Raw genomic sequence first — 21,197 nt, 5'->3', positions numbered from 1 at the left:
GCGCGCCCTACTGACCGGTAGGGCGGCGCGGCATACTCGCGGTGTGACTGACGCGCTGCTGCCCGACCACGTCTCCGTCGCCGTCATCGGCGCCGGCCTCTCCGGGATCGGGGCGGCCTACCGGCTGCAGACCGAGTGTCCCGACCGCGACTACCTCGTGCTCGAGGCGCGCGAGTCGATGGGTGGCACCTGGGACCTCTTCCGCTACCCCGGGGTGCGGTCGGACTCCGACATCTTCACCTTCGGCTTCACCTTCCGGCCGTGGACCGACGACACCTCGCTCGCCGACGGCCCCGGCATCCTGCGCTACATCCACGAGACGGCCGAGGAGTTCGGCATCGACCAGCGGGTGCGCTACGGCGTGCGGGTGGTCGCCGCCGACTTCTCCACCGCGACGGCGCTGTGGACGCTCACGCTCGAGACCCCGGCCGGTCGCCGCACCCTGACGTGCGACTTCGTGCTGGGCACCCACGGCTACTACTCCTACGACGCGCCGTACGACGCGCAGCTGCCCGGGCTGGCCGACTTCGCCGGCGAGGTCGTGCACCCCCAGTCGTGGCCCGAGGAGCTCGACTGGACGGGCAAGCGCGTCGTGGTGGTGGGCTCGGGCGCGACGGCGGTCACCATCGTCCCCGCGATGGCCGAGCGCGCCGCCCACGTCACGATGCTGCAGCGCACGCCGACGTACGTCGCCTCGGTGCCGCGGCGCGACAAGGTCGCCGGCCTGCTGCAGCGCACGCTGCCGCCGATGGCCGCCTACCGGGCGATCCGCGCCAAGAACCTCGCCCTGCAGACGGTGCTCTACCAGGGCTTCCGCCGCTTCCCCGAGCAGGGCAAGCGGCTGCTCGCGGCCGGCGTGGAGAAGGTCGCGGGGCCGCAGTGGCTCGACCCGCACTTCTCGCCGCCGTACCACCCGTGGGACCAGCGGCTCTGCGCGGTGCCCGGCGCCGACCTCTTCAAGGCGCTGCGCTCGGGCGAGGTCTCGGTGGTGACCGACACCATCGACACCTTCGTGCCCGAGGGCGTGCGGCTCTCCTCCGGCGAGGTGCTCGAGGCCGACGTCGTCGTGACGGCCACGGGGCTGCAGGTCGACGTGGTGGGCGGCATGGAGCTCAGCGTCGACGGCAGCGGCGTCGAGGTCGGGGAGCAGTGGATCTGGAAGGGCGCGATGATCACCGGGCTGCCCAACTACCTGCGGGTGATCGGCTACGCCAACGCGTCCTGGACGCTGCGCGCCGACGTCAGCAACGTGCTGGCCACCCGGGTGCTGAACCTGATGCGCGAGCGCGACCTCGCCTACGTCGTCCCCGAGCCGGAGCACCCGATGGAGCCCCGCCCGGTGCTCGACCTGACCTCGGGCTACCTCCAGCGCGCCGCGGCGCTGCTGCCCCAGCAGGGCGATCGCTGGCCCTGGCTGATCCGGCAGAACTACGTGATCGACCGGCGGATGACCCTCGGCCGCGACCTCGTCGACGAGCTGCGGCTGGTGACCCGCGCCGAGCTGGGGGCCCGCGGGGGCCGACCGGTGACGACCCCGAGCAGCCTGACCGAGGAGGCCTCATGACCACCCGCTCCCTGTGGCGGCCCGACGTGCTGGGCGAGGGCTACCAGCAGCGTGTCCTCGAGCTCGGCCCCGACCCGGACGGCGAGGGCGACGTGCGTGCCGTGCTCGTGCGCCGCGACGTCCGGGCCGACGAGACGGTGCGAGGTGCGGTGCTCTACGTGCACGGCTTCACCGACTACTTCTTCCAGACCGAGATGGCCGACTTCTTCGCCGAGCACGGGCTGGCCTTCCACGCCCTCGACCTGCGCAAGTGCGGACGCGCGCGCCGCGAGGGGCAGACGCCTCACTACGTCTCCGACCTCGCGCTGTGCGACGAGGAGCTCGAGCTGGCGCTGGCCGAGGTCGAGGCGACCCACCCCGGCCTCCCGGTCGTGGTCGTGGCGCACTCGACCGGCGGTCTGATGACCGCGCTCTGGCTCGACCGCCGTCGCGCCCGCGGCGAGGTCGCCCCGGTGGTCGGGCTGGTGCACAACAGCCCGTGGTACGACCTGCAGGGCTCGGCGGTGATGCGAGGTCCGGTGACGCAGGCGCTGCGGGTGGCGAGCAGGGCCCGGCCCTTCCGCCAGCTCAAGGCGCCGCTGGGCCACTACGGCCGCACGCTGCACGTCGAGGGCACCGGGGAGTGGGAGTTCGACACCACCTTCAAGCCGCTCGACGGCTTCGGTGTCACGGTCGGCTGGCTCAACGCCGTGCGCCGGGGTCACGCCCGGCTGCACCGCGGGCTCGACGTCGGGGTGCCGGCGCTGGTGCTGCGCTCGGACAAGACGCACTACGCCGCCGACTACAGCGAGCGCTCCGACGTCGCCGACATCGTGCTCGACGTGCGGCAGATCCAGCGCTGGTCGGGCTGCCTGGGCCAGGAGACGCTCGTGGTGCCGATCGCCGACGCCCGGCACGACGTCTACCTCTCGCTGAAGCAGCCGCGCGACACGGCGTACGCCGTGACGGAGAAGTGGCTCCGCGAGCACGTGTAGCGGCTTTACATCCGGTTGACTCTTGTCAAACCCACTTTACATTTCGTACGCTCCTGTCCATTCCTTTGACAACTCACCCCTGAGTGTCGAACGAGAGGAGCGGGCGTGGCCGAGGCAGCAGCACCGGAGTGGACCGACAAGAAGCGCTACCTCTGGCTGATCGGGCTGGTGGTGCCCTCGCTGGCCGCCATCGCCTTCGTCGGCTTCTGGGCCACCGGCTGGACCGCCTGGCTGTGGGCCGGACCGATCGTGATCCTCGGCGTGGTGCCGGCGATCGACCTGGTGGCCGGGCTCGACCGCTCCAACCCGCCCGACGACGTGATCGAGCAGCTGGAGAACGACCGCTACTACCGCTGGATCACCTACGCCTACCTCCCGATCCAGTACGCCGGCTTCGTGCTCGCGATGACCTGGATCGCCCGCCCGGAGTGGCTCGGGGCACCCGAGCTCTCGACCTGGCAGGCGGTCGGTGCGGCGGTCTCGATCGGCTGCATCGGCGGCATCGGCATCAACACCGCTCACGAGCTCGGCCACAAGAAGGAGAGCCACGAGCGCTGGCTCTCCAAGGTCGCGCTGGCGCAGAGCTTCTACGGCCACTTCTACATCGAGCACAACCGCGGCCACCACGTGCGCGTCGCGACGCCGGAGGACCCGGCGAGCAGCCGCCTCGGCGAGACCTTCTACGCCTTCTGGCCGCGCACGGTCTGGGGCTCGCTGCGCAGCAGCTGGCGCCTGGAGCAGCGCCGCTACGCCCGCCGCGACCAGCACCCCTTCCGGCTCGGCAACGACGTGCTCAACGCCTGGCTGATGTCGACGGCGCTGTGGGGCGTCATGATCGCCGTGCTCGGGTGGGGCGTCGCGCCGTACCTGGTGCTCCAGGCCGTGATCGGCTTCTCGCTGCTCGAGGTCGTCAACTACATGGAGCACTACGGCATGCTCCGCCAGAAGGTCGGCGTGGGCGAGCGGCAGCGCTACGAGCGGGTGGACCCCAGCCACAGCTGGAACTCCAACAACATCGCCACCAACGTGCTGCTCTACCACCTGCAGCGTCACAGCGACCACCACGCCAACCCGACCCGGCGCTACCAGGCGCTGCGCGACTTCGCGGAGTCCCCCGTGCTCCCGACCGGCTACGCCGGGATGATCGTGCTGGCGCTGGTCCCGCCGCTGTGGCGCCGGGTGATGGACCCCCGCGTCCTGGCGCACTTCGACGGCGACGTCACCCGCGCCAACATCTCGCCGCGTCGCCGCGAGCGGGTGCTGGCGGCGTACGGCCGGCCCGTGGCGCCCGCACCGGTCGAGACCGCCCCGTCGGTCGAGCCTGTCGAGAGCCGTGCCAAGCCCGTGCCTGTCGAGACCCTTGCCGCCCGGTGCCCCGGCTGCTCCTACGTCTACGAGGTCGAGGCGGGCGACGAGCACGAGGGCTTCGCGGCGGGCACCGCCTGGAGCGACATCCCCGACTCGTGGTGCTGCCCCGACTGCGGCGTGCGCGAGAAGGTCGACTTCGTGCCGGTGGAGCCCGGACGCCTCGTGAAGTAGCCGCGCGGTGCGCCCGGCCGCGGCCCTGTGCCTAGGCTGGTGCGCATGCGCCCGCTGCTCGCCCCGGTCTCCCAGCGCGAGCGGCTGCTCACGGCCGCGGCCGGCTTCACCGCGGAGCACGGCTGGAGCGCCCTGACGATGGCCAAGCTCGCCGACCTGGTGGGCGTGAGCCGGCAGACCGTCTACAACGAGATCGGCGGCAAGCCGCAGCTCGCCGAGGCGATGGTGATGCGCGAGCTCGAGCTCTTCCTCGGCAAGGTGGAGGCGGCCTTCGCCGACAACCCCGCCGACCTCGTCGCGGCGATCCGCGCCGCCGCCGTCAGCGTGCTCGAGCTCGCCGACACCGACCCGCTGCTGCACGCCGTGCTGAGCAGCACCCAGGGCGCCGACTCCGACCTGCTGCCGCTGCTCACCACGCACTCCGAGATGTTGCTCACCGCCGCCGGCGAGGTGGTGGGCGAGCACGTCCGCGCCTACGACGTACCCTTGCCCCCCGACCGGTTGCAGGTCCTCATCGACATGGTGATCAGGCTCGTGCTGAGCCACGTGATGCAGCCGTCGGGCACGCCGGAGGAGACTGCAGCCACGATCGCGTGGATCTCGGCCAAGGTCCTCGACCGCGAGAGCTGACCGGCATCCCGCACCCCTGACTCGGAAGGGCCCGATGAACGCCACCCGCACCCGCCTGCCCCTGCGCGCCGTGGCCGGCGCGCTGCTCCCCCTCGCCCTGCTCGCCGGCTGCGGCTCGGGCGACTCCGGCGACGCCGGCGGCGCCTCCGAGGGCTCGAGCCAGTCCGCGGAGAGCGGCGGCTCCGACGAGCCGCTCACCACCGACACCGCGATGGACGCGATCAAGGCGGCCTACGACGACAGCCGCACCGCCGCGATCACGCTGACCATCGGCGGCGGCAACGGCCAGTCGATCGAGGCCGAGGGCGTGCTCGAGATCGACGAGCAGACCACCGACATGGCGATGACGATGACCATCCCGGGCCAGGGCGACATCGACCTCCGCGTCATCGACGAGATCGTCTACGTGCAGACCCCCGACTCGGGCGGCAAGTTCCTCTCGGTCGACCCCAGCGACGAGAGCAACCCGCTCGCGGCGCAGTTCTCCCAGCTGGCCGACAGCTCGGGCCTCGACTCCACCTTCGACGCCTTCGACGCGGGCCTGCGCGACGTGGAGTTCCAGGAGAGCACCACGATCGGCGACGACGAGGTCGACCACTACGTCTTCACCGTCGACACCGCGGCCGCCCTCGAGGCCCAGGGCCAGCAGGCGCCGCAGGGCATGCCCGAGCAGCTCGAGTACGACGTCTACCTCGACTCCGAGGACCGCTTCCGCCGCGTCGACCTCGAGGTCGCCGGCTCGCAGACGCGCATCGACATCGACAAGTGGGGCGAGCCGGTCGAGATCGAGAAGCCGGCCGACGACCAGATTACCGAGCCGCCCGGCGCCTGATCCGGGCAGGTGGGCCGGTCGGCGCGAAGCACCTCGCCGACCTGGCTCTCCCGGCTACCCTCGACGGCATGTGCGAGGAGGCCGACGACTCGCGCGTACGCCGCCGCCACGTGCTCGCGCTCCTGGGCATCGCGCCCGTCGCCGCCGCGTGCGGCGCGGTGGGCGACGCCACGGCCGAGCCGACCCCCGAGGGCTCGCCGAGCGCGACGGGCAGCAGCAGCCCGCGTCCCGTCGCGGGCCCCGACATGGCCGTCGACGCCCCCGGCCCCTTCGAGCCGCCGATCCTCTCCTCCGACGTGCTGGTCTTCAGCCAGGACACCCTGGCCGACGACGTGCTGGCGCGGATCCGCGACATCGGCGAGGTCGACCGGGTGGAGCCGATGTCGATGGGCTCCTTCTTCGTCGACGACCGGCAGGTGACCTACGCCGCCGTCGACGTCGCCAGCTTCCGCAACTTCACCCAGGCCGGCACCGCCCAGACCCAGGAGGTCTGGGACCGGGTGGCGGGCGGCGAGATCTGCGTGGAGCCGCGGCTCGGCCGGCGGCTGCAGGACGACGAGGGCAACCTGCGCATCGGCAACGAGGAGGACGCGCGCACCATCCACATCGGCGCCTTCGCCGCGCTGCTGCCCGCGACCAGCGCCCGCCGCATCGACGCGATCGTCAACACCCGGTGGGCCGAGGAGCTCGGGATGCCGCGCACCAACGCGGCGCTGCTGGCCATGGGCACGCCCGCGCCGCAGAAGATCCGCAAGCAGCTGACCCGCATCGCCGGCGACCTGGCCAGCGTGCTGATCCTGGGCCCCGACCTCGACCTCGACGCGGCCCAGACCGCGGTGCTCGTGGGCGGCTCGGTCGCCCAGGCGGTCGGCTCCTTCAGCTACACCGCCAACCCCGACGGCACCGTCAACCCCGACCCCGCCTGGGTCAGCGCCAACATCACCACGATGGAGATGCCGATCATCGGCCCGGTGACCGGCCACCGGGTGATGCTGCCGCAGCTGCGGGCGGCGCTGCGCGACGTCGTCTCGGCCGGGCTGTCGGAGGCGATCTACACCTACGACGGCTGCTACGTGCCGCGCTTCATCGCCCGCAACCCGGCGCGCGGCCTCTCCTTCCACACCTTCGGGACCGCGATCGACCTCAACGCCCGCGACAACTACCGCGGCATCGCCGGCAAGATGGACCGCACCGTGGTGGCGATCTTCAAGCGCTGGGGCTTCGCCTGGGGCGGCGACTGGAACTACACCGACCCCATGCACTTCGAGCTCGCCCGGCTGGTCAAGGCGGGGTAGGCGCTAGGTTCGCCCCCATGCGTGCCGCGAGGGTGACCACGACCGACGGCCCCGGTGCCGTGACGATCGACGACGTGCCGGAGCCGGTGCCGGGCGACGGCGAGGTGCTCGTGGAGGTGGCCGCCGTCGGGATCTCCTTCCCCGACCTGCTGCTGAGCCGCGGCGAGTACCAGGTGCGCCCCGAGCCGCCCTTCAGCCTGGGCGTCGACGTCGCCGGCACGGTGCGCTCGGCTCCCGAGGGCAGCGACCTGGCGCCGGGCGACCGCGTCGCCGCCGTGATGCCGTACGGCGGCGCGCAGGAGCTGGTCAGCGTGGGCGCCGACGGCGTCTTCCCGCTGCCCGACGCGCTCACCTTCGTCCAGGGGGCCGCGCTGCCGATGAACTACCTGACCGCGCACTTCGCGCTCGCCGACCGGGCCGGTCTGCGGGAGGGCGAGACGGTGCTGGTGCACGGCGCCGCGGGCGGCGTCGGCACCGCGACCCTGCAGGTCGCCCGCGGCATGGGCGCGCGGAGCATCGCCGTGGTCTCGACCGAGGCCAAGGGCGAGGTGGCGCGACGGGCGGGCGCCGACGAGGTGGTGCTCGTCGACGGCTTCCGCGACGCGGTCAAGGAGCTGACCGACGGCCGGGGGGTCGACGTGGTGATGGACGTCGTCGGCGGCGAGCTGATGACCGACTCGCTGCGCAGCCTGGCGCCGCTCGGTCGGCTGCTCGTCGTCGGCTTCACCGACGGCGCGATCCCGGCGGTGAAGGTCAACCGGCTGCTGCTCAACAACATCGACGTGCGCGGCGTCGGATGGGGCGCCTACGCGATGGCCCGGCCCGGCTTCATGCGCCGGCAGTGGGAGGCGCTGCTGCCCATGGTCGAGGAGGGGGCGATCGACCCGCCGATCGGGGCGACCTACCCGCTGGAGGAGGTCGGTCGCGCCCTGCAGGAGATGGCGGATCGGGCGACTCTGGGCAAGTCGGTCCTCGTACTGGGAGATTTCACGCGTCCGTGACGCGCGGTGCTTGACCCGCCTCGGGGGCGGTCACACACTCAGCAGACCCCGAGATCGTTGCGCCCCGGCCGCGATCCCTCGCTCAGGAGGCACGGCAATGGCTGGTCGCAAGTCGCAGGTCGACTACCAACAGGTCGACGAGAGCTACCTGGAGCAGCGCAAGCTCAAGGCCGGGGCGGCCGGGTGGGTGCTGCTCGCCGGCCTCGGCGTCTCCTACGTCATCTCCGGTGACTTCGCGGGGTGGAACTTCGGCCTCGACGAGGGCGGCTGGGGCGGTCTGATGATCGCCACCGTGCTCATGGGCGTGATGTACACGTGCATGGTCTTCGGCCTGGCCGAGATGTCCTCGGCGCTGCCGGTCGCCGGCGCGGGCTACGGCTTCGCGCGGCGGGCCCTCGGTCCGCTGGGCGGCTTCGCCACGGGTCTGGCCGTGCTCATCGAGTACGCCGTGGCTCCCGCGGCGATCGCGGTCTTCATCGGCGGCTACATCCAGGCGCTCGGCCTCTTCGGCGGGGTCAGCCTGTGGGTGATCTACCTGGCGGCGTACCTCGTCTTCATCGGCATCCACCTCTACGGCGTGGGCGAGGCGCTGAAGCTGATGTTCGGCATCACCGCGATCGCGGTCGTCGCGCTCGTGGCCGCGCTGGTGGGCCTGCTGCCGTCCTTCTCGGTCGACAACATGTTCGACATCGCCCCCACCAGCGCGGCCGGCGCGAGCGACTTCCTGCCGATGGGCTTCGCGGGCGTCGTCGCGGCGCTGGTCTACGGCATCTGGTTCTTCCTCGCCGTCGAGGGCGTGCCCCTGGCGGCCGAGGAGACCAGCGACCCCAAGCGCGACATGCCCAAGGGCATCATCGCCGCGATGGTGACGCTGCTGGTCTTCGCGGTGCTGATCCTCTTCATCCTCCCCGGCTCGGCGGGCTCCGAGACCATCCGCGCGAGCGACAACCCGCTGCCGGAGGCGATCCGGGCGGTGCGCGGCAGCGACTCGCTGCTGGCCGACTTCGTCAACTGGGCGGGCCTCGCGGGGCTGATCGCGAGCTTCTTCTCCATCATCTACGCCTACTCCCGGCAGCTCTTCGCGCTCTCGCGCGCGGGCTACCTGCCGCGGGTGCTGTCGTTGACCGGCAAGCGCAACACCCCCTGGGTGGCGCTGATCGTGCCCGGCACGATCGGCTTCCTGCTCGCCGCCATCACCGAGGACGGCGCGCTGATGATCAACATCGCGGTCTTCGGCGCCACGGTCTCCTACGTGCTGCTCAACCTCAGCCACATCATGCTGCGCCGCCGGGAGCCCGACCTGGAGCGCGCCTACCGGACGCCGGGCGGCGTCGTCACGACCGGTCTCGCGCTGGTGCTCAGCGTGGTGGCCGTCGTCGCGACCTTCTTCGTCGACGTCAAGGCGGCGGGCATCACGGCCGTCGTCTTCCTCGCGGGCCTGGCCTACTTCTGGTTCTACAGCCGCCACCACCTGGTTGCGGCCGCCCCGGAGGAGGAGTTCGCGGCGATCGAGAGCGCGGAGTCGGAGCTGAAGTAGGTCGTCGTCCGCCCCGTGGCCGGCCCGGTGACGCCGAGGACGACTTAGGCTAGCCTTACCTCATGCACGAGCCGAGCGCCGCCGAGCGGATCCGCAGCATGCTCGCCGTGAGCGGCGACCTCCGGCTGCAGGGCCCCGGACCCGCCGACCCCCAGGGGGTGGCGCGGCACGTCGTGCTCCCCGACGGCACGCTGCTGCTGGCGGCGACGCCCGCCGTGGGCATCGGCGACCTCGCGACGCTGCTCGGCACCGACGTCGCCAGCGTGCCGCAGCCCGACCGGGTGCGCGGTCGCTTCCGCATGCGCGGCGTCGTGGCGCCCTGGACCGGGCCGCGGCCGCAGGGCATCGTCGACCACCTCGTCGGTCCCGCCCCGGAGACGGTGGGCGACCTCGTCAGCCTGCGACCGGTGAGCCTCGAGCTCGACTGGCGCTGCGAGGGCACCGGGGGGAGCGCGTCCGAGGGCTGGCGCGTCGTCGACCTGCAGGCCTACCGCGCCGCCGCCCCCGACGCCCTGGTGGCCGACGAGCGCACCTGGCTGCCGCACCTGCAGCGTGACCACGGCGACGCCGTCGACCTGCTGGCCCAGCGGGCCGGCGCCCTCCGTGGACCCGGGGACACGGTCCGTGCGCTCGGCCTCGACCGCGCCGGCCTGGTGCTGCGCGTCTACGCCGTCGGCGGTGGCCACCACGACCTGCGGCTGCCCTTCCCGGCTCCCGCGCGGTGCGCCTGCGCGGTGCGCGAGGCCTTCGGCGAGCTGCTGGGTCACGCCGTCACCCCCCGTCACGGCCACGCGTGAGGATCCCGTCGGGCTCGACCCACGGGAGATGGCTCCTGCCCACCGGGGTACCCGGCAGCACGTGACGGACTTCGGATACACGCTGATGACCGAGCAGGCAGGGCCGCGGGCGCTGGTCGACCACGCGGTCGCCGCCGAGCGGGCGGGCTTCGACTTCCAGGTGATGAGCGACCACTACTCGCCCTGGCTCTCCGCCCAGGGGCACGCGCCGTACGCCTGGTCGGTGCTGGGCGCGGTCGCCCACGCGACGTCGACCAGCCGGCTGATGACCTACGTGACCTGCCCGACGATCCGCTACCACCCCGCGGTGGTGGCGCAGAAGGCCGCGACCGTGCAGCTGCTCGCGGAGGGCCGCTTCACCCTCGGCCTCGGCAGCGGCGAGAGCCTCAACGAGCACGTCGTGGGTGACGGCTGGCCCGGCATCCAGCACCGCCAGGCGATGCTGCGCGAGGCGATCGCGATCATCCGCGCGCTGCACACCGGCGACCTGGTCGACCACGACGGCGAGTACTTCCAGGTCGACTCGGCCCGCATCTGGGACCTTCCCGAGCAGCCCGTCGAGATCGGCGTCGCCGCCGGGGGGCCGCGCGGCATCGAGACCTTCGGGCCCCTGGCCGACCACCTCGTCGCCACCGAGCCGGACGCCGAGCTCGTGGCCGCGTGGAACGCCACGGAGGGCGCGCCCACGATCGGCCAGGGCGCCCGGGCCGTCGGCCAGCTCCCGATCTGCTGGGACCCCGACCGCGAGACCGCGGTCGCGCGGGCGCACGAGCAGTTCCGCTGGTTCGCCGGCGGGTGGCAGGTCAACGCCGACCTGCCGACGACCAACGGCTTCGCCGGGGCGACGCAGTTCGTCCGCCCCGACGACGTGGCCGACAACATCCCGTGCGGGCCCGACGTCGACGCGATCGTCGAGGCCGTGCGCCCCTTCTGGGAGGCCGGCTTCACCGACGTGGCCCTGGTGCAGGTCGGTGGCGAGACCCAGGGGCGCTTCCTCGACGAGGTGGCTCCCACCCTGCTGGAGAAGCTGAGGAAGGCGAGCGCATGAGCGAGCAGCACGACGGCACCCACGAGGCCACGGTCGAGGTCGTGCAGGCGGTCTACGACCGGGTCAGCTCCTACGAGGAGTCCGCGACCACGGAGACCATCCGGCAGCAGCTCGACGAGGCCCTGGCCGAGGCGGGCGTCGACCTCGGCGAGGAGACCCGCGACACCCTGGTGCGTCACATCGACGACCGGGGCGGCCGCGAGGACGTCGCCACGCTGCTCTGATCACCCCACCGGCGCGAGCGCCTTCTTGGTGGAGCCGTAGGTGAACTGCAGCAGGTCGGTCATCTCGAAGGTCCCGCGGCGAGGGCCGAAGGTCGGTGTCCAGTCGGCGTTGCGGACGATGCTGTTGCGGCTGCCCTCGATGGCCCGGTGGAAGGTCTCGGCCACGAGCCGACCGCCGACCCCGCGCATCAGCCCGTCGGTGACCTCGGCCTCGCGCAGCACGTAGAACCACAGCGGTGTCCTCGTGGCGATGGCGTCCTTCTCCGCCGAGGTCAGCCCGGTGAGCCTGGCGCCTCCCGAGCCGTCGATGATCTGGGCGCGGGTGAGCGCCTTGGTGGTCAGGCCCGCGTCGCGGAAGAGCTTGACCATCTGCTGCCCGCTGGCCAGGCGCAGCAGGCTGCCGCGCACCAGGTTGCGAAAGGCCTGGTTGCGCTGCATCACCGGTAGCGTCTCGTCGGCGTCGAGACCGAGCAGCGGCAGCTCCCGGAGCGGGTCGGTCAGGCGGGTGTCGAGGCGCATCGCCAGGTTGGTGCCGCCGGGCGCGGCGAGCCCCGGTTTGCCTGCGGCGGGGAAGTCGTAGAGCCGGCGCCAGTCGACGATCCAGTTGCTCGGCAGCGTGGTGGCGCCGAACATGTCGCCGCTGGTGCCGGAGAAGGTGAAGAGGAAGCCCAGGGTGCCCGCGTCGACCGGGAACTCGGCGTTCCAGTTGTAGGCGCCGCGGATCATGCTGTGCCCCATCCGGAAGGCCGCGGCCGAGAACTCCACCGGCATGGTCGGCACGTCGATCGGCGACGCACCGGCCTCGAAGACCTTGCGGCCGTCCTCCCAGACGTCGTCGAGGATGCGCGGCACCACGATGCGCGGCAGGTAGTCGTGGCGCAGCAGCCACTGGTAGTGCAGCGTCACGGCGCGACGGGCCCGGGAGAAGCGTCGACTCGCGGCGACGCTGTCGGGGACCTTGTCGACGACCTTGTTGTGGAAGTTGATGAAGGCCACGTGGGTCTGCGCCACGGCGAGGTTCTCGTCGTTGCGGTGGTCGGGGATGAGCGCCCTGCGCGCCTCGGCGTCGGTGCCGACGCCCACGCGCGGCAGGTCGCGCTCCGCGTGCGAGGGCAGCGACCCGAAGGGCGAGGTCGTGCCGACCTTGAGCTTCACGCCGTCGGCGGCGAAGAACTTCTCGGAGTCCGGGTGCTGGGGCCCGAGCCCGTAGAGGCAGTCGAGGTCGAGCCGCGGCGAGCGCCCGCTGAGGATCGTGAGGGGGTCCTGCTCCCCGCCCGGCACGAGCGCGCTGCGGTCGAGGGTCAGGTCGTGGTCGACGAACTGCCCGAGGTAGGTGTAGCCGGCGGGGATACCCTCGCGTCCGGTGCCCCCGCCCTCGTCGACCATCGCCGTGGCCAGCTTGCGCGCCAGGGCGAGCCGGAGGCGACGCCCCTTGGGTCCCACGCGCGAGAAGCGGAACTCCGGGGCCTCGCCGGCCGCGAGCTGCCGGGTCGCCGGTGCGGTCGGTGGTCCGTCGGGAGCGTTGAGTGGGTCCGGATCATGGCCGCTGCGGCCCCCGAGCTGAGTGGCGACCACACCCTCGCCCTCGATGTGGAACGTCTCTGAGCCGTGGTGGACCATGGCGGACCCCTCTCCCCGGGCACCGGTCTACTCCTCCCTGGCGGTGGACCGCCAGGTACAAACCGGACGCCTTCAGTGCACGCGTGTGCCCTCGACCCAGGTGGCGACCGCCGTCGCGGCGCCGATCTCGGCGGCGTCCGCGGTGAAGGGGTCGCGGTCGAGCAGCACGAGGTCGGCCGCCTTGCCCGGCTCGAGCGTGCCCGCCACCTCGTCGCGGTGGTCGACCCACGCCGAGCCCGAGGTGTACGTCGCGAAGGCCGTCGCGAGGTCCAGCGACTGCTCCGGCAGGAAGGGCTCGGAGCCGGCCGGGCCGTCCTCGCCGTGGGCCCACCGGTTGACCGCGACGTGGATCGCCTGCAGCGGGTCGGGCGTGGAGACCGGCCAGTCGGAGCCCGCGACGAGCCGCGCTCCCGTCCGGTGCAGCGCCCCGAAGGGGTACTGCCAGCCCGCCCGCTCCTCGCCGAGGAAGGGGATCGTCAGGTCGACCATCTGGTCGTCGAGGCAGGCCCAGACCGCCTGCAGGTTGGCCGCGACACCGAGCTCGACGAAGCGCGGCACGTCGTCGGGGTGCACCACCTGCAGGTGCGCCACGTGGTGCCGCAGATCGCCGGCGGAGCCGCCCTCGCCGGTCGAGCCTGTCGAGACCCCCTCGAAGGCGTCCAGGGCCTCGCGCACCCCGCGGTCGCCGATGGCGTGCACGTGCACCTGGAAGCCCTCGGCCGCGAGCAGCGGGACGACGCGGCGCAGCGTGCCGGCGTCGACGAAGGAGAGCCCGGCGTTGGTGGTCGCGTGGCCGCAGCGGTCGAGGTAGGGCGCGGTCATCGCGGCCGTGAAGTTCTCCGCGACCCCGTCCTGCATGATCTTCACGCTGGTCGCGCGGAAGCGGCCCGTGCTGAAGGCCTCCCGCCGCTCGACGAGCGAGGCGATCTGCTGCTCGTCGCGGTCGCGCTCCCACCAGAGCGCGCCGACGACGTGGGCGGTCAGGTCGCCGCGCGAGGCGGCTCGCACGTACGCCGGTCCGCAGTCGTCCATGCCGGCGTACTCGCCGACGATCGCGTCCTGCCAGCCCACGACGCCCAGGGAGTGCAGGTAGGACTGCCCGGCGAGCAGCGCGGCGTCGTACTCCGCCTCGGTGGTGGGGGGCAGTCCTACCGACGAGCGCCATCGCACCCTCGTGGAGGGTGCCGCTCGGGCGCCCGTGCTCGTCGCGCTCGATCCGGCCGTGCGCCGGGTCGCCGGTGTCGGCGCGGACGCCGGCGAGCTCGAGGGCGCGGCTGTTGACCCAGGCGCCGTGGTGGTCGCGGTTGGGCAGGAAGACCGGCCGGTCGGGGCAGACGCGGTCGAGGTCGGCGGCCGTGGGCGTCCCGCCGGGGAAGGCGGCCATCGCCCAGCCGCCGCCCAGCACCCACGGGCGCTCCGGGTGCGCCGCGGCGTACGCCGCCACCGCGTCGAGGTACTCCTCGCGGGTGCCGAGCTCGGAGAGGTCGCAGCGGGTGCGCTCGAGCCCGCCCTGCACGGCGTGCACGTGCGCGTCGGTGAAGCCGGGGCTCAGCAGCCCGCCACCGCAGTCGACCACCTCCGCGCCGCGGGGCACCGAGGCGCCGACCGCGCCGATCCGACCGCCCTCGACGAGCACGGGGCCGACGTCGCCGCGGTAGCGGTGACCGTCGAAGACGCGGGCGCCGACGTACGCGATCTGCTGCTCAGCCACGAGCCGATGGTGCCACCTCGGGCGGTCGCGGCGCGGGCGGCAGCCAGCGGACGACGAGGGGACCCAGCAGCACGGCCACGAGCCCGGCGACCAGCACCGGGGCCGCCACGTCTCCCGTCGGGGCGAGCGCGAAGCCGACGAAGGCCAGCACCTGGAGCACCTCGGAGAGCACGTTGGACGTCGAGATCACCGTCGCGCGGGCGCCGGCCTCGATCGAGTCCTGCAGCCGCACCTCACTGACCACCACCGCCAGCTGCACCAGACCGTAGCCGAGGGTGAGCGTGAGGGCGGCGACGTAGGGATCGTCGGTGAGGGCTGCGACGGCGACCAGCGCCCCCGCGAGCGAGACCGCGGCACCGACGTACGCCGGCCGCCAGTGACCCGCGCGCGTCGCGACCAGCGCGCCGACGATCTCGCCCAGGCTGGTGAGGGCGTAGAGCACCGGGACCAGCACCAGCGCCGCGCCCTGCTGCTCGAAGAGCAGCCCGAAGTACTCGTCGAGCACCTGCAGCGCCAGGATCGCGCCGCTCGCGAGCACGGCGCCCCGCACCAGCGCCGAGGTGCCGGCCTCGGTCACGCCGGTGCGCAGCGCGTGCCGCCAGCGGTGCCAGACACCGGGTCGGGGTGGCACGAAGCCGGGGGTGCCCTCGAGGTCCTGGAGCTCGTCGACGTCGTCGGCCGAGACCGCCTTGGGCGCCGAGGGGAGCGAGAGCACCACGAGCAGCTGCACCCCGCACACGCCCACGCTCGCCCAGCCCACGAGGTCGTAGCCGCCGACGGCGAGCAGCGGTGTCGCGGCGACGCTGGCGAGCATCATCGCGGTGATGGCCAGCGCGCGACCCAGCCCGATCAGCCGGGCGTAGCGGTGCGGCGCGCCCAGCGCGGCGAGCTCGTCGTAGGCCAGGGCGAGGTAGGTGCCGGAGGTGAGCGCGCCGGAGAGCCCCCACAGCACGAAGCCGGCGGCGAAGCCGGCGAAGGTCGGGACGAGCACCCAGCAGGCGAAGCCCGCCGCGTAGGTGACCGAGCCGAGGGCGAGCAGCAGCCTGCGCGAGACGGTGTCGGCCCAGGCGCCGGAGGGCACCTCGAGCACGATCCCGACGACCGACCACAGCACGAAGAGCAGCGAGATGTCGGCCAGCGACAGCCCGGCGTCGGCGAAGAGCAGGGCGTAGACGGGGAAGATCGGCATCGCCTCGTCGAGCGCCTGCCACGCGAGCAGGCGCCACTCGAGGCGACGTCGGCGGAGGTCGGTGGCGATGGGTCAAGGCTCGCGCATGCCCCGACCGTCGTACGTCGAGGACCCGCGGGTCAAGCGGATTTCAGGCCAGGGCCTCGCGCACCGCGCGGATGTCGTCGGGACCCACGCGGCAGCAGCCGCCGACGCCGACCGCACCCGCCGCGACCCACGGCGGCACGAGACCCGGGTCGAAGGCGCCGGCGCCCGTCCAGCGCTTGTGGGTGCCGTCCCAGTCCTCCCCGCGGTTTGGGTAGACGACCCCGGGGCCGGCCATCAGGGCCAGGGCTCCCAGCACGTCACCGGGCGCCGAGCAGTTGACGCCGGGGACGACGTCGGTGGCCGCGACGGCGGCGTACGCCTCGGTGAGCGGCTGGCCGGCCCGGGTGCGGTCGCCGACCACGGCGTACGAGAGCCACGCGGGGAGCCCCAGCCCGCCCAGCAGGTCGAGCAGCACCAGGGCCTCGTCGAGGTCGGGCACGGTCTCGACGGCGATGACGTCGGGCCCGGCGGCGGCCAGCGCCTCGAGCCGCGGGCCGTGCACGTCGCGGAGCGCGGCGGCGCTGAGGCCGTAGCGGCCGCGGTACTCCGAGCCGTCGGCGAGCAGGGCGCCGTAGGGCCCGAGCGAGCCGGCGACCAGTCCGTGGGGCGCGACCCGGTCACGCACCTCGCGGGCGATCGCCACGCCGTGGCCCAGCAGCTCGACCGGCGCCTGGTAGGTGGCGCTGGTCGCCACGTCGGCCCCGGCGCGGAAGTAGCGCTCGTGGACCGCCGCCACGCGCTGCGGCTCGTCCCGGAGCACCCGCGCGGTCCAGAGCGGGTCCGCGAGGTCGGCACCCTCGTCCTCGAGCGCGTTGGACATCCCGCCGTCGAGCACGAGCACGCCGTCGGGGGGCCACCGGCGCCGGCGCCGGGTCGCGGCCGTGGTCACCGCGGCGCCGGGGGAGCGGTGGAGCTGCGCACCACGAGCCCGGTCGGGAGCTGCACGTGGGCCGGTGACGCGGGCTCGGCCTCCTCGCCGGCGGCCAGCAGGCCCAGCAGCATCGTCACCGCCTCGGCCCCCATCTGCTGCATCGGCTGGCTGATGGTGGTGAGCGGAGGGTCGCAGAGAGCCGACTCGGGCACGTTGTCGAAGCCGACGACGCTGAGGTCGCGGGGCACGTCCAGCCCGAGCTCGGCCGCCACGTCGAGGGCGGCCAGGGCCATCAGGTCGTTGGCCGCGAAGACGGCGGTGGGCCGGTCGGCGCGGGCGAGCATGCCGCGCGACGGCTCCAGCGCGTCCTCGCGCCGGTAGTCGCCGGGCACGACCAGCCGCTCGTCGACCGCGAGCCCGGCGGCCGCCATGGCGCTGCGGAAGCCGGCCTCGCGCAGTCGCGAGGACTCCAGGTCGGGGCGTCCGGCGAGGAAGCCGATCCGCTCGTGGCCCAGCGCCAGCAGGTGCTCGGTCGCGGCGACCGCGCCGGAGTGGTTGTCGGAGTCGATGGTCGGCATGCCGGCCGGCCCGGTGTGGGGGTCGATGGCCACGACGGGCACCGAGACCCCGGTGTCGACCACCGTCGGGGTGACGAGCACCGCGCCGTCGATGAGGGTGCCTGCGAGCCGACGCAGGTGGCGCCGCTCCCAGCCCGGGTGCTGCGCGGGCCCCGACGCGCCGGCCGAGTAGGCCAGCAGCTCGTAGCCCGTGCCGGTGATGGCGCGCGAGGCGCCCTTGAGGATCTCAGCGCTGAAGGGCTCGAACTCGGCGACCAGGATGCCGAGCACGCTGGTGCGCGAGCTGCGCAGGCTGCGGGCGACCAGGCTGGACTCGTAGCCGAGCTGGTCGATGACCTCGCGGACCCGCTCCGAGGTGCCGGCCGCGACGCCGTACCGGTCGTTGATGACCTTGGAGACGGTCGCCACCGAGACGCCCGCCGTGCGGGCCACCTCGTGGATCGTCACGCGGGGACTGCTCACGGCCTGACTGTAGCGCGTAGATAACGTTATCGATAACGATTGACACGAGCCTGTGCGACCGCGTAGACCTGTGCGGCAACAGGTGTGACCCACGACACAAGAGGGCGGGACGACCATGGCGAGGACGGCGAGGAAGCGGGCTCTGGGAGCGGTGGCGGCGGTCGCGTGCGCGGCGCTGCTGGCGGCGTGCGGCGGGGGCGGCGGGGACGACTCGGCCGACGGCGAGACGACCCTCACCTGGTGGCACAACGGCAACAACGATCCCCTCAAGGGCTACTGGGAGGGGGTCGCCGCCGACTACGAGGCCGAGAACCCCGGGGTGAACATCGAGATCAGCGCGCTGCAGAACGAGGACCTGCGCTCGCGGCTCACCGCGGCCCTGCAGTCCAACGACCCCCCGGACCTCTTCCAGCAGTGGGGCGGCGGCGAGATGGCCCAGCAGGTGGAGTCGGGGCTGCTGATGGACCTGACCGAGGAGCTGCCCGAGGAGATCGAGTCGGTCGGCGGCTCCGCCGCCGGGTGGCAGGTCGACGGCGCGACCTACGGGCTGCCGTGGAGCCTCGGCGTGGTCGGCTTCTGGTACAACAAGGCGCTCTTCGCCGAGGCGGGCGTGGAGCCGCCGGCGACGACCGAGGAGCTGCTCTCGGTCATCGACGACCTCGAGGCCGCCGGGCTCACCCCGGCCGCCGTGGGCGCGGGTGACAAGTGGCCGGCCGCGCACTACTGGTACTACGCCGCCGTGCGCGAGTGCAGCGAGGAGACGCTGACGCAGGCCGGCGTCGACCTCGACTTCTCCGACCCCTGCTTCGAGCGGGCGGGCGAGCTCGTCGAGTCGATCGTCTCCGCGCAGCCCTTCAACCGCGGCTTCCTCGGCACCTCCGCCCAGCAGGGAGCCACCAGCTCCGCCGGGCTGCTGGCCAACGGCAAGGTCGCGATGGAGCTGATGGGCCACTGGAACCCGGGCGTGATGTCGGGGCTCACCGAGGACGGCGAGGGGCTGGGCGAGGACCTCGGCTGGTTCCCCTTCCCCACGGCTCCCGACGGCGAGGGAGACCAGGCGGCCGCCCTCAGCGGCGGTGACGGCTTCTCCTGCTCGGTGACCGCGCCCCCGGAGTGCGCCGACTTCCTGGCCTACGTGATGAGCCCCGAGGTGCAGCGCGGCTTCGGTGCCACCGGTGCGGGCATCCCGACGGTGCAGGGCACCGAGGACTCGCTGGAGGACCCCAACCTCGTGACGGTGGCGGAGTACCGCGACCAGGCGCCGTACGTGCAGCTCTACCTCGACACCGCCTACGGGCCCAACGTCGGCGGCGCGCTCAACGACGCCGTCTCGCTGCTCTTCGCCGGCGAGTCGACCCCGGCCGACATCGTCGCGGCGATCTCCTCCGCCTCGTCGTGACGCTGCTGCAGCACGACCGCGGCGAGACCTCCGCCGACCGCGCCCGTGCGCGGTCGGCGCAGGGTCGGCCGCCGTCGCGCCGGGGGTCCTCGGCGAGCGCCGACGACTGGCGACGCCGCGGCGAGGTGCTGCTGCTCGTCACCCCGGCGCTGCTGCTCTTCTGCTGCTTCGTGCTGCTGCCGGTGGCGCAGGCCGCCTACTACAGCGTGTGGAGCTGGAACGGCCTCACCCCGCTGGAGGACTTCGTCGGCCTCGACAACTACCGGGAGGCGCTGGGCGACCCGGTCTTCCGCGGGGCGATCGCCCACAACTTCTGGATCGTGGGCCTCTCGCTGCTCGTCCAGCTGCCGCTCGGGCTCGGGGTGGCGCTGCTGCTCAACCGCCCGATGCGCGGCCGCGCGCTGCTGCGGATGCTGATCTTCGTCCCCTACGTCCTCGCCGAGGCGATGGCGGCCGTGATCTGGCTGCTGATGCTGCAGCCTGACGGCTTCATGGACGCCGCGCTGGAGTCGGTCGGGCTCGGCCGCGCGGTGCAGCTGTGGCTCGGCGACCCCGGCGTCGTGATGGTGACGATGATGGTGGTGCTGACCTGGAAGTACGTCGGCTTCGCGATCATCCTCTTCCTCGCCGGGCTGCAGGGGATCCCGCCCGAGCTGCACGAGGCCGCCTCGCTCGACGGCGCCTCGTGGTGGCAGGCGCAGCGCGCCATCACGCTGCCGCTGCTCGGCCCCACCATCCGGATCTGGGCCTTCTTGTCGATGATCGGCTCGCTGCAGCTCTTCGACCTGGTCTGGATCATGACCGGCGGCGGCCCCGCCAACGCGAGCAGCACCATGGCGACCTACCTGATCTCGCAGGGCTTCGAGCGCTTCCGCTACGGCTACGGCAGCGCCGTCGCCGTCGTCCTCTTCGCGATCTCGCTCGTGGTCGCGCTGCTCTACCAGCGCTTCGTGCTGCGTCGCGACGTGGCCGACCGGCTCGGGGGGAGGCGTCGATGACCGGCCGCGTGTCCCGGACCTTCGCGGTGGGCGTGGCCCTCGCCGTCGTCGCGGTCACCCTCGCCCCCGTGGCGTACGCCGTGGTCAGCGGCTTCCGCACCACGGGCCAGCTGGCCGCCGACCCGGTGGCGCTGCCGGATCCCTGGGTGCTCACCAACTACACCAGCGTGCTCACCTCCTCGTCGTTCTGGCGGATGACGCTGAACTCGACGCTGATCGGGGTGGTGACCACCGCGCTCGTGGTGGTGACGGGCGTGATGGCGGCCTACGCGCTGTCGCGCTACGAGTTCCGCGGGCGCGAGGTGCTGTACACCCTCTTCACCCTCGGGCTGCTCTTCCCGCTGACGGTCGCGATCCTGCCGCTCTTCCTGCTGCTGCGCGACCTCGACCTCACCAGCAGCCCGCTCGGGGTCGCGCTGCCGCAGGCGGCCTTCGCGCTGCCCATGACGATCGTGATCCTGCGACCCTTCCTGCGGGCGCTGCCCGACGAGCTCGAGGACGCCGCCGCCGTCGACGGGTGCTCGCGGCTCGGCTTCTTCTGGCGGATCGCGCTGCCGCTCTCGATGCCCGCGCTGGTGACCGTGGGCGTGCTCGCCTTCGTGGCCTCGTGGAACGCCTACATGCTGCCGCTGCTCGTGCTCGACCAGGAGAGCGCCTACACGCTGCCCCTCGGCGTGGCGACCTTCTCCACCCAGTACACCCAGGACACCGCGGCGGTGCTCGCCTTCACCTCGATGGCGATGCTCCCCGCCTTGCTCTTCTTCCTGCTCGCGGAGCGTCGCATCGTCGGCGGCCTGACGGGTGCGGTGAAGGGATGACCGTCGACCACCTCCGAGGAGAC

18 protein-coding genes and 1 pseudogene are annotated in these 21,197 nt (G+C 73.0%); 14 read left to right on the top strand and 5 right to left on the bottom strand.

All coding sequences use genetic code 11. The annotated features are described in order from the left end of the window. Positions 1-43 precede the first annotated feature (43 nt). The 11 genes from IG63_RS0106595 to IG63_RS0106545 all read left to right on the top strand — a co-directional run bounded on the left by IG63_RS0106595 (position 44) and on the right by IG63_RS0106545 (position 11,441). A complete protein-coding gene (locus tag IG63_RS0106595) occupies positions 44-1,564 on the top strand; it encodes a flavin-containing monooxygenase (RefSeq protein ID WP_084596777.1) in 1,521 nt (506 codons plus the stop codon). Next, positions 1,561-2,538, top strand: a complete 978-nt coding sequence (locus IG63_RS0106590) for an alpha/beta hydrolase (protein ID WP_030483584.1) — start codon at positions 1,561-1,563, stop codon at positions 2,536-2,538. The genes IG63_RS0106595 and IG63_RS0106590 overlap by 4 nt, the downstream gene beginning before the upstream one ends. Positions 2,539-2,643: 105 nt before the next feature. Then, positions 2,644-4,077, top strand: a complete 1,434-nt coding sequence (locus tag IG63_RS0106585; protein WP_030483583.1) for a fatty acid desaturase — start codon at positions 2,644-2,646, stop codon at positions 4,075-4,077. 45 nt (positions 4,078-4,122) lie between these two features. Next, the gene (locus IG63_RS0106580; protein WP_030483582.1) at positions 4,123-4,707 is read left to right on the top strand and encodes a TetR/AcrR family transcriptional regulator; all 585 of its coding nucleotides are present in this window, start codon (positions 4,123-4,125) and stop codon (positions 4,705-4,707) included. Between the two features lie 34 nt (positions 4,708-4,741). Continuing rightward, a complete protein-coding gene (locus tag IG63_RS0106575) occupies positions 4,742-5,539 on the top strand; it encodes an SCO4651 family lipoprotein (RefSeq protein ID WP_030483581.1) in 798 nt (265 codons plus the stop codon). 68 nt (positions 5,540-5,607) lie between these two features. Beyond that, a complete protein-coding gene (locus IG63_RS0106570) occupies positions 5,608-6,834 on the top strand; it encodes a M15 family metallopeptidase (protein ID WP_051706304.1) in 1,227 nt (408 codons plus the stop codon). A 17-nt stretch (positions 6,835-6,851) separates the two neighbouring features. Then, positions 6,852-7,835, top strand: coding sequence for an NADPH:quinone oxidoreductase family protein (locus tag IG63_RS0106565; RefSeq protein ID WP_030483579.1), 984 nt, complete (start codon positions 6,852-6,854; stop codon positions 7,833-7,835). A 97-nt stretch (positions 7,836-7,932) separates the two neighbouring features. Then, complete coding sequence (gene eat / locus IG63_RS0106560) at positions 7,933-9,372, top strand: ethanolamine permease (RefSeq protein WP_030483578.1); 1,440 nt, start codon at positions 7,933-7,935, stop codon at positions 9,370-9,372. A 62-nt stretch (positions 9,373-9,434) separates the two neighbouring features. Further along, the gene (locus tag IG63_RS21375) at positions 9,435-10,169 is read left to right on the top strand and encodes a DUF2470 domain-containing protein (RefSeq protein WP_030483577.1); all 735 of its coding nucleotides are present in this window, start codon (positions 9,435-9,437) and stop codon (positions 10,167-10,169) included. Positions 10,170-10,230: 61 nt separating this feature from the next. Beyond that, positions 10,231-11,217, top strand: a complete 987-nt coding sequence (locus tag IG63_RS0106550; protein WP_211249239.1) for an LLM class F420-dependent oxidoreductase — start codon at positions 10,231-10,233, stop codon at positions 11,215-11,217. Then, a complete protein-coding gene (locus tag IG63_RS0106545) occupies positions 11,214-11,441 on the top strand; it encodes a hypothetical protein (protein ID WP_030483575.1) in 228 nt (75 codons plus the stop codon). Before IG63_RS0106550 ends, IG63_RS0106545 begins: the two co-directional genes overlap by 4 nt. On the opposite strand, the gene IG63_RS0106540 is transcribed toward IG63_RS0106545, so the two are convergent. The 5 genes and pseudogenes from IG63_RS0106540 to IG63_RS0106520 all read right to left on the bottom strand — a co-directional run bounded on the left by IG63_RS0106540 (position 11,442) and on the right by IG63_RS0106520 (position 17,959). Then, on the bottom strand, positions 11,442-13,061 hold the full coding sequence (locus IG63_RS0106540) for a peroxidase family protein (RefSeq protein ID WP_030483574.1): 1,620 nt from the start codon (positions 13,059-13,061) through the stop codon (positions 11,442-11,444). A gap of 72 nt (positions 13,062-13,133) precedes the next feature. After that, positions 13,134-14,586, bottom strand: a pseudogene (locus IG63_RS20485) (amidohydrolase). A 178-nt stretch (positions 14,587-14,764) separates the two neighbouring features. Then, positions 14,765-15,961: an MFS transporter gene (locus IG63_RS0106530; protein ID WP_051706297.1), complete on the bottom strand. Its 1,197-nt coding sequence runs from the start codon at positions 15,959-15,961 to the stop codon at positions 14,765-14,767. A 130-nt stretch (positions 15,962-16,091) separates the two neighbouring features. Further along, positions 16,092-16,937, bottom strand: coding sequence for a homocysteine S-methyltransferase (gene mmuM / locus IG63_RS0106525; RefSeq protein ID WP_030483572.1), 846 nt, complete (start codon positions 16,935-16,937; stop codon positions 16,092-16,094). After that, positions 16,934-17,959, bottom strand: coding sequence for a LacI family DNA-binding transcriptional regulator (locus IG63_RS0106520; protein ID WP_036194648.1), 1,026 nt, complete (start codon positions 17,957-17,959; stop codon positions 16,934-16,936). The genes mmuM and IG63_RS0106520 overlap by 4 nt, the downstream gene beginning before the upstream one ends. Before the next feature lie 151 nt (positions 17,960-18,110). On the opposite strand from IG63_RS0106520, the gene IG63_RS0106515 reads away from it, so the two are divergent. The 3 genes from IG63_RS0106515 to IG63_RS0106505 are packed head-to-tail and all read left to right on the top strand — an operon-like array spanning position 18,111 to position 21,174. Then, entirely contained in the window at positions 18,111-19,358 is a 1,248-nt protein-coding gene (locus IG63_RS0106515; RefSeq protein WP_245604354.1) for an ABC transporter substrate-binding protein, read from the top strand. Then, a complete protein-coding gene (locus IG63_RS0106510; protein WP_211249238.1) occupies positions 19,355-20,356 on the top strand; it encodes a carbohydrate ABC transporter permease in 1,002 nt (333 codons plus the stop codon). Before IG63_RS0106515 ends, IG63_RS0106510 begins: the two co-directional genes overlap by 4 nt. Further along, on the top strand, positions 20,353-21,174 hold the full coding sequence (locus IG63_RS0106505; protein ID WP_051706295.1) for a carbohydrate ABC transporter permease: 822 nt from the start codon (positions 20,353-20,355) through the stop codon (positions 21,172-21,174). The genes IG63_RS0106510 and IG63_RS0106505 overlap by 4 nt, the downstream gene beginning before the upstream one ends. Positions 21,175-21,197 lie beyond the last annotated feature (23 nt).

The organism is Nocardioides aequoreus, assembly GCF_000720335.1.
GTDB lineage: Bacteria > Actinomycetota > Actinomycetes > Propionibacteriales > Nocardioidaceae > Marmoricola > Marmoricola aequoreus.
Note: the sequence above shows the minus strand (reverse complement) of the source record. Positions and strands in the feature narration are given on the sequence as shown.

What these genes read in the sequence shown, in the direction of transcription:
- IG63_RS0106570 (WP_051706304.1), top strand. Translation starts at nt 5,608, where the DNA reads ATGTGCGAGGAGGCCGACGACTCGCGCGTACGCCGCCGCCACGTGCTC.
- IG63_RS0106580 (WP_030483582.1), top strand. Translation starts at nt 4,123, where the DNA reads ATGCGCCCGCTGCTCGCCCCGGTCTCCCAGCGCGAGCGGCTGCTCACG.
- IG63_RS0106575 (WP_030483581.1), top strand. Translation starts at nt 4,742, where the DNA reads ATGAACGCCACCCGCACCCGCCTGCCCCTGCGCGCCGTGGCCGGCGCG.
- IG63_RS0106530 (WP_051706297.1), bottom strand. Translation starts at nt 15,961, where the DNA reads ATGCCGATCTTCCCCGTCTACGCCCTGCTCTTCGCCGACGCCGGGCTG.
- IG63_RS0106565 (WP_030483579.1), top strand. Translation starts at nt 6,852, where the DNA reads ATGCGTGCCGCGAGGGTGACCACGACCGACGGCCCCGGTGCCGTGACG.
- IG63_RS21375 (WP_030483577.1), top strand. Translation starts at nt 9,435, where the DNA reads ATGCACGAGCCGAGCGCCGCCGAGCGGATCCGCAGCATGCTCGCCGTG.
- IG63_RS0106590 (WP_030483584.1), top strand. Translation starts at nt 1,561, where the DNA reads ATGACCACCCGCTCCCTGTGGCGGCCCGACGTGCTGGGCGAGGGCTAC.
- IG63_RS0106545 (WP_030483575.1), top strand. Translation starts at nt 11,214, where the DNA reads ATGAGCGAGCAGCACGACGGCACCCACGAGGCCACGGTCGAGGTCGTG.
- IG63_RS0106540 (WP_030483574.1), bottom strand. Translation starts at nt 13,061, where the DNA reads ATGGTCCACCACGGCTCAGAGACGTTCCACATCGAGGGCGAGGGTGTG.
- eat (WP_030483578.1), top strand. Translation starts at nt 7,933, where the DNA reads ATGGCTGGTCGCAAGTCGCAGGTCGACTACCAACAGGTCGACGAGAGC.
- IG63_RS0106505 (WP_051706295.1), top strand. Translation starts at nt 20,353, where the DNA reads ATGACCGGCCGCGTGTCCCGGACCTTCGCGGTGGGCGTGGCCCTCGCC.